The sequence below is a fragment of the Pseudomonas sp. BN515 genome (assembly GCF_029873155.1).
Lineage (GTDB): Bacteria > Pseudomonadota > Gammaproteobacteria > Pseudomonadales > Pseudomonadaceae > Metapseudomonas.
Map to the genome: position 1 here is coordinate 31,845 of NZ_SSOH01000087.1, position 10,985 is coordinate 42,829.

Here is a 10,985-nt window from a genome sequence, read left to right on the forward strand (position 1 = left end):
CCTGGCCGGTGAATCCGGCAAAGGAAGCAACAGAGGGATGAGGTAAGGCGCGAATTGTACCCGCCGCCGCCTGCCCCTGTCAGGTACGGCCTTATGGCGCTGTGGAACGCGCCCTGTGGACCTGCACGGCTTCGCTCGTCAAAGCCCTCACTCCCTCTCCAGAGCCTCGATCAACCAGTCGCAGAAGCTGCGGGTGAGTGGGTCGCCCTCGTTTTCGCGACGTACCAGCCAGCTCCAGTTCGGGCCGCGCACGGTCTGTTCCGACATGGGCACGAGCAGGCCCTGATCCCGCGCGCGGCCGGCGAGGAGGTGGCTGACCAGGGCGATGCCGAGCCCCTGGCTGGCCGCATCCAGCAGCAGGCCCGGATCGGAGAAGTTCAGCCCCTGGCTTTGCTGGCCGACGTAGGCGCCGCCCTGTACCTGCCAGTGGCTCCAGTCCATTTCACGTTCGCCGTGCAGGGTGGTGCGGGCATCTGCTGCCAGCTCCAGCAGGCTGGGGTGGCAGGCCGGGTACAGGCGGTCCTCCAGCAGCACGCGAAAGCTGCATTCGGCCTGGGCGCTGAGGTCGTCGCGCACGGCGATGTTGATGGTCTGGGTGGCCATGTCCGGGGTTTCGTCGGTGGTCAGCAACCAGAGGTCGACCTGCGGGTGGCGCTGGTGGAAGTCCGCAAGGCGCGGCACCAGCCAGTGATGGGCGAAGGCCGGCGTGGTGTTGACCACCAACTGGTTGGGCTTGCGGTACTGGTCCAGGCGGCGGATGCCCACGGCCAGGTGTTGCAGCAGCGACTGGGTGGTGCTGAGCAGGTCGAAGCCGGCATCAGTCAGCGCCACGCTGCGGCCGTTGCGGAAGAACAGCGGCTGTTCGAGGAAGCTTTCCAGGCTGCGGATCTGCTGGCTGATGGCCGACTGGGTGAGGTGCAGTTCTTCGGCGGCCTTGTGGAAGCTGCCCAGGCGGGCGGCGGCTTCGAAGCCGCGCAGGGCGTTCAGCGGTGGCCAGTGTTTCAGCATGAGCGATAAGACCTACTAATCAGTAATCCGCAAAATCTATCGTTTGTTGCGGCGTTTTTACAGGCCTAGCATGCAACCCATTACCACGGCCGTGGTTTCTTCGTGATAACAAAAACTTAACCAAGGCATTTGTATGCAAATCAACGATTCGCAGAACGGCTGGGTAATGCCCGCTGAATGGGTTCCGCACGCGGCCACCTGGATGGCCTTCCCCCACAACCAGGCACTCTGGGAAAACGGCTGGGGGGTCACCCTCGCCGACGTACAGGTCGATTTCGCCCGCGTGGCCAATGCCATTGCCCGCTTCGAGCCGGTGAAGATGGTGGTTGACCCATCCGCCGCGGACCGTGCCCGCGAGCTCTGCGGCGCCAATATCGAACTGGTGGAATTGCCGATCAACGACAGCTGGTGCCGCGACTCCGGTCCGAGCTTCGTCTGCCATCCGCGCCTGGGCACTGCCGGTGTCAACTGGCGCTTCAACGCCTGGGGTGGCAAATCGTCCTTCGATCTCGATGAAAGCCTCGCCCAGCGCATCCTCGGCCATCTGGGCCTGGAGTGCCTTGATACCTTCCTGACCAACGAGGGCGGTGCCATCCATGTGGACGGGCAGGGCACGCTGATCACCACCGAATCCGTGCTGCTCAACCCCAACCGCAACCCCGGTATGAGCAAGGTGGAGATGGAAGAAATCTTCGCTCGCCTGCTGGGGGTGAAGAAAACCATCTGGCTGCCGGGCGATCCCGACTACGTCACCGGCGACATGACCGATGGCCATGTCGATGGCGTGTGCGCCTTCGCTCGTCCCGGCGCACTGCTGGTGGACGCGACCCGCGATCCGAACTCGACCTACGCCCAGGTGGCGCGCGAGAACCGTCGTGCGCTGGAGCTTTCCACCGACGCCCAGGGGCGCCGCTTCGAGATGCTCGAACTCTTCGAAGCCAGCGAAGCGGTGGATCAGGACGCCGAAGTGTTCTGCGCTTCCTACACCAACTTCTACATCGCCAACGGCGCGATCATCATGCCGGCCTACGGTATTGCCGCCGACGACGAAGCCGCGGCAACCCTGCGCATGGCGTTCCCGGGCCGTGAAGTGGTGCCGGTGCAGATCAATACCCTGGCCCACGGCGGCGGCGGTGTGCACTGCATCACCCAGCAACAGCCGGCCTGGCCGCTGAAGGGGTGACCGATGAGCATGCTGACCGTCGCCACCACCCAGTTCGCGTGCAGTTGGGACCTTGAAAGCAACCTCGACCAGGCCGAGCGTCTGGTACGGGAGGCCGCCGCCAAGGGAGCGCAACTGATCCTCCTGCAGGAGCTGTTCGCCACCCCGTACTTCTGCATCGAGCAGGACCACAAGCACCTCGCCCTGGCCCAGGAATATGGCAGCAGCCCCATACTCCAGCGCTTTGCCGACCTCGCCCGGGAGCTGGGCGTGGTGCTGCCGCTGAGCTGGTTCGAGCGCGCCGGCAACGCCTTCTTCAACTCCCTGGCGGTGGCCGATGCCGATGGCCGCCTGCTTGGCGTGTATCGCAAGACGCACATCCCCAATGCCATCGGCTACCAGGAGAAGGAGTATTTCAGCCCCGGCGATACCGGTTTCCGCGTCTGGGATACCGCCTACGGCCGGATCGGAGTCGGCATCTGCTGGGACCAGTGGTTCCCCGAAACGGCCCGCTGCCTGTCGCTGATGGGCGCTGAAGTGCTGCTGTATCCAACCGCCATTGGCTCCGAGCCGGGCGCGGCGGCGCTGGATTCCCGCGATCACTGGCAGCTGGCCCAGCGCGGCCATGCCGCCGCCAACATCCTCCCGGTGATCGCTGCCAATCGCGTGGGCGAAGAAGTGGCGACCACAGACGCGCAACTGCGGATGCGTTTCTACGGCTCGTCCTTCATCACCGATCACAAGGGCAAGCTGCTGGCCGAAGCCGACCGCGACAGCACCGGCGTGCTGGTCCAGCGGCTCGACCTCGCCGCCATGCGTGAGGAGCGCCTCAACTGGGGCGTCTACCGAGACCGTCGCCCGGAAATGTACGGCCCACTGCTGGGGCTGGATGGACGTCAAACCCATGAACGCTGGCAGCGCCAGGGAGCCTGAAGATGAATGCCATCAAAAAGCTGTTGATCGTCTCGTTGGGCCTCGGCCTGGGCTGCGCGCAATTCGCCGCCCAGGCCGAGGAGAAGATCCTGCGTCTGTACAACTGGGCGGATTACTTCGCGCCGGACACCTTGAGCGCCTTCACCAAGGAAACCGGCATCCAGGTCATCTACGACGTGATGGACAGTAGCGAGACCCTGGAAGCGAAGATGATGTCCGGCCACAGCGGCTATGACCTGATCTTCCCCGGTGACACCGTGGCCGAACGGCTGATGCGTGCCGGCGCCCTGCAGAAGCTGGATCCGGGCAAGCTCGAACACCTGGATGACATCGAGCCCGGCCTGCGCACGCTGCAAACCCGCTACCCGTACTCACGCCACGCAACGGTGCCCTATACCTGGGGCACCATCGGCCTGACGTACAACCAGCAAATGATCGACAAGCGCCTGGCCGGCGCGCCGGTCAACAGCCTGGACCTGATCTTCAAGCCCGAGCTGGCGGCGAAGTTCGCCGACTGCGGTATCTCGATGATCGACTCGCCCGACGAAGTGCTGGCCGTGGTGCTGAATTACCTTGGTCATAACCCGCGCAGCAGCAAGCCGGCCGAACTGGCCGAGGCGGTGGCGTTGCTCGGCTCCATCAAGCCGTACATCCGCAAGTTCCAGTCGCAGCCGGTTACCCAGTTGGTCAATGGCGATATCTGCCTGTCCCTTGGCTACAGCGGCGACATGACCCAGGCCCAGCGCGCCTCGGACGAGGCGGGCAAGGCGACGAACTTCCAGTACCGCATACCGGTCGAAGGCACCACGGTCTGGATGGACACCATGGCCATCCCCGCCGATGCCAAACACCCTGAGTACGCTTACGCCTTGATCAACTTCATCATGCGCCCCGAGAACATGGCGGCGATCAGCAATGCCACCGGCTATCCCACCTCCAGTGCCAAGGCGCGGCCCATGGTGGCCGACGACATGCGCAACAACCCGGATATCTACGTGGACGAGGCGACCTACGCGCGGCTGATACCCGGCAAGGACATCCCGCAGCGTGACATGCGTGCGCGAATGCGCGCCTGGACCACCTTCAAGACCTCCATCCACCACTGAAACCGCCAACTGTCGAGCGCGCGGGGCGCCACCCGGGCAGGGTAATGCTGCGCCCCGCAATCCCACTCAACCGAGGACTTTGCATGTCTACTCGCCGTGACTTCATCAAGCAGATGATGGCTGCCAGCGGAATTGGCGCCGTCGCCTCCCTGGGCCTTGGCCTGGATGCGGCCCGCATTTCCGCGGCGCTGGCCAGCAGTTGGTTCATGCCCGACGAACACGCCCGGCAGGAACGGGTGATCCTGGCGTTCGCGGCATCTTCCCGCGTCTGGCAGGGCTGGGAGACGGCGGTGAACAACACCATCGCCCAACTGGCCAAGACCATTGCCCAGTACCAGCCGGTCACCGTGCTGTGCCGCGCCAGCCAACTGGCCCAGGCCAAGAGCAAATGCGGCACCACCAATATCGAATTCATCACCATGGCGCTGGATGATGTCTGGGTCCGGGACTACGGCGGCTGCTTCGTGGTGGACGGGGCGGGTGGTCTGGGCCTGGTGGACTTCAACTTCAACGGCTGGGGCAGCAAGCAGACGGCGGCCAACGATACCCGCGTGGCCGACACCCTCAGCTACGAAATGGAGGCCAACTACATTCGCAGCGCGCTGGTGGGCGAGGGCGGTGGCATCGAGGTGGACGGCCACGGCACCGCGATCATGACCGAGAGCTGCTGGGTGAACAGCAACCGCAATCCGGGCATGAGCAAGGCGCAGATCGAGGCCGAGCTGAAGGCCAATCTCGGCCTGCGCAAAATCATCTGGCTGCCCGGCATCAAGGACAAGGACATCACCGACGCCCACGTCGACTTCTACGCGCGCTTCGTCAAGCCGGGCGTGGTGATCGCCAACCTGGACAACGACCCCAAGTCCTACGACTACGCGGTCACCCGCAAGCACCTGGAAATCCTCAACGCCGCCACCGATGCCGATGGCCGCAAGCTGGTGGTGCACACCCTGCCGCCGCCCCTGAAGGTGCGCAGCAACCAGTACACCAGCAACAACCCGGATTTCGCGCCGGGCTACATCAACTACCTGCCGATCAATGGTGCCGTCATCGCCCCGCAGTTCGGCGATGCGGCAGCGGACAAGTACTGCAAGGACCTGCTGACGACGCTCTATCCGGGGCGGGTGGTGGAACAGCTCAACATCGACCCGATCGCCGCCGGCGGTGGCGGGATCCACTGCGTGACCAAGCACCTGCCGCTGGTTTGAGGGGGCTGCGGGGCAGGGGGCCAATGAGCCTCCTGCCACCGGGCCTGGTGATCACAGGCATCCTTCCGGTCCGTTAGAATGACCGCCCCGCCCAGATGCCTGTCCAACGAGATGCCCATGCCTTCGATCCGCCACTGCGTTCTCCGCCACCGCTTCGGTGAGGCCCGGCCATGAGCGGCGCCACCGTGGAGCTGGTGGAAACCGGCCCGGAGCACGCCGAGCTGATCCGCAACCTGTACCAGTTCTATGCCTACGAGTCTTCGGACTGGGAGCAGGAAGACGTGGAAGTGGACGGCCGCTTCTACATCCACGATGAGCACCTGGCGCGTTACTGGCAGGCGCCGCAGTGGAGCGCCAACCTGATCCTGGTGGACGGTTTCATTGCCGGGTTCCTGCTGATCGAACGCAGCGAGTTGCCGGGGATCGATGCCCTGGAACTGGCCGACCTGTTCGTCCTGAAGAAGTACCGCCGCATGGGCATCGGCCGCGCCCTGGCCAGCCAGGTGCTGACGAGCGGGGAGGGGAATTGGCTGGTGCGTTTTTATGGCCAGGATGAGACGGCGGCCGCCTTCTGGCGGACGGTGCTGGACCAGCTGCCGCGTCCGGTGCATGCCATCGAAGTGGATGATGACCCGCAACTGCAGAACTTCCTGGTGACCCGCGCGCGCCACTGAAGGGGCTGCACAAGTTGTGCAGCAGGATCATTCGACTGTCATTTTCGATCATTGAGCCGGGGTATGCCGGCTCGTATCGTCCTTCCTCACCAGGCTGTCCGCCGCCCCCGTGGCGGGTAGGCCGTCACAAGAAGAACGATTGGGAGGAACACAGCATGTCCGAACTGAACCTGCATCCCCAGGCCGCCGCCTCGCTGGCGCGCTGGCACGAAATGGTCGCGCAGAAAGACCTCAGCGAACTGCCTGAACTGCTCGCGGCGAACGTGGTGTTCCGCTCGCCCATGGCCCACACGCCTTATCCGGGGGTGAAGGTGGTTTCCACCATCCTCAACACCGTGCTCAAGGTCTTCGTCGACTTCACCTATCACCGCCACTTGGCCACGGCCGACGGCAGCAGCGTGGTGCTGGAGTTCAGTGCCAACGTCGATGGGCGTGAGCTGAAGGGCATCGACATGATCCGCTTCGATGAGCAGGGCAAGATCGTCGACTTCGAAGTGATGGTTCGTCCCATGAGCGGCCTGCAGGCCCTGGGCGAAGAAATGGGTCGGCGCGTGGGGGCCTTCCTGGCTACCGCCAAGGCCTGAGTCGGCACAGAGGCGGGGCGACGCTGATGGCTATGTCTGCATCAAGTGTTGCAAGTAGCTGCATTGCCCGTAGGAGCTGGCTTGCCAGCGAATGGCCCCGTTTCGCTAGCAAGCTAGCTCCTACAAGGCTCCTGGACCGATGGTCGATCTCTGGCAACAGCTAACGCAGACATAGCCAAGCGAATCGCTCCCGTCCCTGCACGGCACCGAATGGTGACCCCGCCGCAAGGGCGGGATCGCACATCGTCAGTAGGTGTAGACGAAGTCCCGCACACCCCGGCCATCGAACTCCACCGCCAGCCATTCCCTCAGCAGGATGGTGGTCAGTTCGGGCTCTTCCAGCGGCGGCAGGTGGCCGCAATGTTCGAGGATCTCCAATCGCGAGCCGGTGATGCGTTCATGCATCAGCCAGGCTTCGGACACCGGCGTGAGCTGGTCGTCGGCACCGACCACGATCAGGGTGGGCACTTGGATGTCGCCCAGCATGGGCAGGGAATCGTCTCGCTTGATGATCGCCTGCTGCTGGCGCACGAAACCGTCCTTGCCCACGGCCGAAGCCATTTGCTGCACGGTGGCGGATACCTGGGAGTCCAGCCAGCGAGGGTGGATCAGACGCGGCATCAGTTGCGGGCTGACACCGACGAAGCGACCGCGCTCGGCAAGTTCCAGCAATCCCTTGCGGGTTGCGGCGCGCTCGGGCGAGTCAAGGCTGGCCATGGTGTCGAACAGCGCAAGGCGCAGAACCCTTTCCGGGGCCTGGCGCATGATTTCGAAGGCAACGTAACCACCCATCGATAGCGCCGCCAGGGCGAACTGCTCCGGGGCTTCGTCCAGCACGCGCCGGGCCATGGCGGAAATGCTGTCATCACGGGTGAGGTCGGGAATATGGATGTCTACCTCGTCGGCGAGGGCGGCGGCCTGGTGCGCCCAGAGGCGCTCGTCGTTCAGCAGGCCCGGCAACAGGACCAGGGTCGTTGGGGTTTCTTCCATAAGGCAAGGCACTCGTACAGATTGCGAGTCGCAGCTCGGGCGGCGCAGAGGCCGTTCGGTCTGGCGACAGGGATCAGGGGTTACGCGGATGGAGTCCATCAGCGAACCCTAGATGCGAAGCGTTTCACATAAATGAACGGCGAAGTTTAGCCGCATTCCACCGCCGGGTTGGCACAAAGGATTCCTCGGAGGCTTCAATCCGGCACCGTGCAAGGGCTTGGGCGCCCTGTATCCCTTTGTATCCGGCCTCTTTCTCCGTTGACTCGCTTACAAATGCTTCCGGCCGCAGATACGTCGCGGATACATGGCTGAGGCGAAATGGCCACACCCGAACGAGGTCAGTCCAAACGCCTCGCTCCAGGGTTACCAACCCGCTACCCATACCCGGAGAAACACCATGTCCCGTACCCAGATCTCGAACAAAACCCGCATTGGCCTGATCGCTGTCGCCCTGGCTGGCGGCCTGAACCTCGCCACTTCCACCGCCTTCGCCGTGGAGGCGCTGCCCCAGGGCTACCAGCTGGCCGCCGCCGACAAGGCAGCCGAAGGCAAGTGTGGTGAAGGCAAATGCGGCGCCGCCGAAGCCAGCAACACCCAAGCCAAGGCAGCCGAAGGCAAATGTGGTGAAGGCAAGTGCGGCGACGCCTCCTTCGCCCGTACCGACACCGACGACGACGGTCTGGTTTCCCGCAAGGAACTGCTGACCGTGGCGCCTCAGGGCGAAGCGGAGTTCATCGCCATGGACACCAACAAGGACGGCTTCCTCTCCGAAGGCGAGGTCTACAAGTTCCGCACCAACCAGTACATCTCCAACGGCAAGAAGGTCCCCACCGAGCTGTTCGTGCAGATGAGCAAGGCCAAGAGCTGATCCGCTTCATCCCACCCTCCCTGTGCCGCTGGCCGGGGAGGGGTTCCACAGCCAGGAGAATGACCCATGAGTACTGCCTCCTTCCCCTCTGGCGCAGGTCTCGGCTTGCGTCGCGCGCTGTTGCCCGAACTGCTGGCGATGGATGCCAGCGCGGTGGATTTCCTGGAGTGCACGCCGGACAACTGGATCAAGGTCGGCGGTCGCCAGGGTGATGGCCTGGCCAGTCTCGCCGAACGCTTCCCGCTGGCCTGTCACGGCCTGTCGTTGTCCCTTGGCGGACCGGCACCCCTGGATCGCGAGTTGCTGCAGCGCATCCGCGAATTCCTCGACACCCACAACGTGGCCTTCTTCAGCGAGCACCTGAGCTACTGCTCGGACGACGGCCAGCTCTACGACCTGTTGCCGTTGCCCTTCACCGACGAGTCGGTGCGCCATGTCGCCTCGCGCATCCGCCAGGCCCAGGACGCCCTGGAGCGGCGCATCGCCGTGGAGAACATCTCCTACTACGCCGCGCCCTATCAGGCGCTGCAGGAGATCGACTTCCTCCGCGCGGTACTGGAGGAGGCCGACTGCGACCTGCTGCTGGACGTCAACAACCTCTACGTCAATTCGATCAACCACGGTTACGACGCCGCCGCCTACCTGGCTGCGCTGCCGGTGGAGCGAGTGGTGTACATGCATGTGGCCGGCCACTACGACGAAGCGCCGGACCTGAAGATCGATACCCATGGCGCCACCGTGAAGGGCGATGTCTGGACCCTGCTGGAACAGGCCTACCAGCGCTTCGGTGCGCTGCCGACCCTGCTGGAACGCGACTTCAATTTCCCGCCCCTGGCCGAGCTGCTGGGCGAGGTGGAACAGATCCGCACGCGCCAGCAGGCCGCCATCGCCTGGCCGGAGGTGCGCCGTGCATGAGGTGCTGCATGACCAACTGATGAGCCTGGCACGCTACGTTCGCGACCCGCAGAACAACGCACCGCCGCCGGGCATCGAGGCGCGCCGCCTGGCGGTGTACCGGCAGTTGTTCTTCGGCAATGTGGAGTCGCTGCTGGCGGGCGGTTTCCCGGTACTCCGTGCCAGCCTGGGCCCCGAGAAGTGGCGGGCGCTGATCGACATTTTCTATGCGCAATACCGCTGCCAGACTCCCTTGTTCACCGAAATTTCCGGAGAGTTCGTCGACTTTCTCGCGGAAGGGGGAGGGGATGCCCTCGACCTGCCGCCCTGGGTGGTGGAACTGGCCCATTACGAGTGGGTGGAGGCTGCGCTGCTGCTGAGCGACAGCCCAGAGCCAGCCCACGATCCCAAGGGCGACCTGCTCGAAGGGGAGCCCGTGCTGTCAAACCTGGCCTGGCCCCTGGCGTACCAATGGCCGGTGACCGAGATCGGCCCCGATTTCCTGCCGCGGCAAGCGCCCGAGCAGCCGACCCTGGTCCTGGCACGCCGTGGCGCCGACCAGAAGGTGCATTTCTCCCGCCTGGCGCCCCTGGCCCATGCGCTGCTGGCGTTGCTGCAGGAGCGGAGCGGCTCGGGCCGGGAACATCTGGAAGCCCTGGCCGAAGCCATTAACGCTGAGCCTGAAACCATCCTGCCGCAGGGCCTGGCCCTGCTGGAAAACCTGCGAGCCCAAGGCGTGGTGCTTGGCACCCGCGACTGAGGCGCAAGCTGTTGCCGGTGTTTGCCGGCGTATCTACCGAGTGGAGTTGAATGATGACCGCGATTCTTGAAAAGACCCTCTATACCGGCCAGACCCGGACCACCGGCGGCCGTGATGGCCAGGGCAAATCCTCCGACGGCGAACTTGCTGTGCGCCTGAGCCCACCCGGTTCTGGCCGGCCCGGCACCAACCCGGAGCAGTTGCTGGGCGTGGGCTGGTCGGCCTGCTTCATTGGCGCCCTGCGTCGCGCCGGCCAGGCCCAATCGATCCGCCTGCCGGATGACGTGGCGGTAGCCGCCGACATCGCCCTGGGTAATACGGCTGACGGTGGCTTCGCCCTGGCGGCGAAACTGACGGTCGAACTGCCTGGCCTCGCCACCGACGTCAAAGCCCGCCTGGTGGAAGCAGCCCACCAACTCTGCCCGTACTCCAAGGCCACTCGCGGCAATATCGAAGTGACCTTCGAGATTCCCTGAGTCGCTATGGCTGAATAGAAGCCCGCGCACCTTTCGAGGTGCGCGGGCTTTTTGTTTTGCTGTGCGGGCGCGCACGGCACCTTTCTGCGTTTGATTGCGGGCCACAGCGAATGAATTCGCCCCTACAGGATTGTGCTGGAGGTGAGCCAAGAGTCACCCCTCGCCCTCTGGGAGAGGGGCTGGGGGAGAGGGTGGTCACCCGTTGGCACGGTGCCTTGCCATTTTCGCGAATAAATTCGCCCCCACAGGGCAGGACTGCGTCCTGCTTGGCGATTGAAATCGCCCCTACAGGACTGTGCTGGAGGTGGACCGGGAGTCACCC

At 64.4% G+C, this 10,985-nt stretch carries 12 protein-coding genes; 10 read left to right on the plus strand and 2 right to left on the minus strand.

Annotation, left to right across the window (positions count from 1 at the left end):
* Positions 1 to 147: 147 nt before the first annotated feature.
* Positions 148 to 1,008: a LysR substrate-binding domain-containing protein gene (locus E8E91_RS24380; protein ID WP_280379516.1), complete on the minus strand. Its 861-nt coding sequence runs from the start codon at positions 1,006 to 1,008 to the stop codon at positions 148 to 150.
* Positions 1,009 to 1,141: 133 nt separating this feature from the next.
* Between E8E91_RS24380 and E8E91_RS24385 the strand changes: the two genes are divergently transcribed.
* The 6 genes from E8E91_RS24385 to E8E91_RS24410 all read left to right on the plus strand — a co-directional run bounded on the left by E8E91_RS24385 (position 1,142) and on the right by E8E91_RS24410 (position 6,675).
* The gene (locus E8E91_RS24385; protein ID WP_280371594.1) at positions 1,142 to 2,191 is read left to right on the plus strand and encodes an agmatine deiminase family protein; all 1,050 of its coding nucleotides are present in this window, start codon (positions 1,142 to 1,144) and stop codon (positions 2,189 to 2,191) included.
* A gap of 3 nt (positions 2,192 to 2,194) precedes the next feature.
* A complete protein-coding gene (gene aguB, locus E8E91_RS24390) occupies positions 2,195 to 3,103 on the plus strand; it encodes an N-carbamoylputrescine amidase (RefSeq protein WP_280379519.1) in 909 nt (302 codons plus the stop codon).
* Between the two features lie 2 nt (positions 3,104 to 3,105).
* Positions 3,106 to 4,209 (plus strand): extracellular solute-binding protein, encoded by a 1,104-nt coding sequence (locus tag E8E91_RS24395; protein ID WP_280379521.1) that lies wholly within the window; start codon positions 3,106 to 3,108, stop codon positions 4,207 to 4,209.
* Between the two features lie 83 nt (positions 4,210 to 4,292).
* Positions 4,293 to 5,417 (plus strand): agmatine deiminase family protein, encoded by a 1,125-nt coding sequence (locus E8E91_RS24400; RefSeq protein WP_280379523.1) that lies wholly within the window; start codon positions 4,293 to 4,295, stop codon positions 5,415 to 5,417.
* A 170-nt stretch (positions 5,418 to 5,587) separates the two neighbouring features.
* Positions 5,588 to 6,091, plus strand: a complete 504-nt coding sequence (locus tag E8E91_RS24405) for a GNAT family N-acetyltransferase (RefSeq protein WP_280379525.1) — start codon at positions 5,588 to 5,590, stop codon at positions 6,089 to 6,091.
* A gap of 155 nt (positions 6,092 to 6,246) precedes the next feature.
* On the plus strand, positions 6,247 to 6,675 hold the full coding sequence (locus tag E8E91_RS24410; RefSeq protein WP_280379526.1) for a nuclear transport factor 2 family protein: 429 nt from the start codon (positions 6,247 to 6,249) through the stop codon (positions 6,673 to 6,675).
* Between the two features lie 246 nt (positions 6,676 to 6,921).
* Here the strand turns inward: E8E91_RS24410 and E8E91_RS24415 are convergent, their stop codons facing one another.
* The gene (locus tag E8E91_RS24415) at positions 6,922 to 7,665 is read right to left on the minus strand and encodes an alpha/beta hydrolase (RefSeq protein WP_280379528.1); all 744 of its coding nucleotides are present in this window, start codon (positions 7,663 to 7,665) and stop codon (positions 6,922 to 6,924) included.
* Between the two features lie 397 nt (positions 7,666 to 8,062).
* On the opposite strand from E8E91_RS24415, the gene E8E91_RS24420 reads away from it, so the two are divergent.
* The 4 genes from E8E91_RS24420 to E8E91_RS24435 all read left to right on the plus strand — a co-directional run bounded on the left by E8E91_RS24420 (position 8,063) and on the right by E8E91_RS24435 (position 10,663).
* Positions 8,063 to 8,533 (plus strand): hypothetical protein, encoded by a 471-nt coding sequence (locus tag E8E91_RS24420; RefSeq protein ID WP_280371581.1) that lies wholly within the window; start codon positions 8,063 to 8,065, stop codon positions 8,531 to 8,533.
* 66 nt (positions 8,534 to 8,599) lie between these two features.
* On the plus strand, positions 8,600 to 9,448 hold the full coding sequence (locus E8E91_RS24425) for a DUF692 domain-containing protein (protein WP_280379529.1): 849 nt from the start codon (positions 8,600 to 8,602) through the stop codon (positions 9,446 to 9,448).
* Positions 9,441 to 10,187 carry a putative DNA-binding domain-containing protein gene (locus tag E8E91_RS24430; protein WP_280379531.1) on the plus strand — a complete coding sequence of 249 codons (747 nt, stop codon included), beginning with the start codon at positions 9,441 to 9,443 and terminating at the stop codon, positions 10,185 to 10,187. Before E8E91_RS24425 ends, E8E91_RS24430 begins: the two co-directional genes overlap by 8 nt.
* A 53-nt stretch (positions 10,188 to 10,240) precedes the next feature.
* Positions 10,241 to 10,663, plus strand: a complete 423-nt coding sequence (locus tag E8E91_RS24435; protein WP_280371576.1) for an organic hydroperoxide resistance protein — start codon at positions 10,241 to 10,243, stop codon at positions 10,661 to 10,663.
* Positions 10,664 to 10,985 lie beyond the last annotated feature (322 nt).

Coding starts and splice junctions, on each gene's coding strand:
- E8E91_RS24380 (WP_280379516.1), bottom strand. CDS start 1,008: ATGCTGAAACACTGGCCACCGCTGAACGCCCTGCGCGGCTTCGAAGCC.
- E8E91_RS24385 (WP_280371594.1), top strand. CDS start 1,142: ATGCAAATCAACGATTCGCAGAACGGCTGGGTAATGCCCGCTGAATGG.
- aguB (WP_280379519.1), top strand. CDS start 2,195: ATGAGCATGCTGACCGTCGCCACCACCCAGTTCGCGTGCAGTTGGGAC.
- E8E91_RS24395 (WP_280379521.1), top strand. CDS start 3,106: ATGAATGCCATCAAAAAGCTGTTGATCGTCTCGTTGGGCCTCGGCCTG.
- E8E91_RS24400 (WP_280379523.1), top strand. CDS start 4,293: ATGTCTACTCGCCGTGACTTCATCAAGCAGATGATGGCTGCCAGCGGA.
- E8E91_RS24405 (WP_280379525.1), top strand. CDS start 5,588: ATGAGCGGCGCCACCGTGGAGCTGGTGGAAACCGGCCCGGAGCACGCC.
- E8E91_RS24410 (WP_280379526.1), top strand. CDS start 6,247: ATGTCCGAACTGAACCTGCATCCCCAGGCCGCCGCCTCGCTGGCGCGC.
- E8E91_RS24415 (WP_280379528.1), bottom strand. CDS start 7,665: ATGGAAGAAACCCCAACGACCCTGGTCCTGTTGCCGGGCCTGCTGAAC.
- E8E91_RS24420 (WP_280371581.1), top strand. CDS start 8,063: ATGTCCCGTACCCAGATCTCGAACAAAACCCGCATTGGCCTGATCGCT.
- E8E91_RS24425 (WP_280379529.1), top strand. CDS start 8,600: ATGAGTACTGCCTCCTTCCCCTCTGGCGCAGGTCTCGGCTTGCGTCGC.
- E8E91_RS24435 (WP_280371576.1), top strand. CDS start 10,241: ATGACCGCGATTCTTGAAAAGACCCTCTATACCGGCCAGACCCGGACC.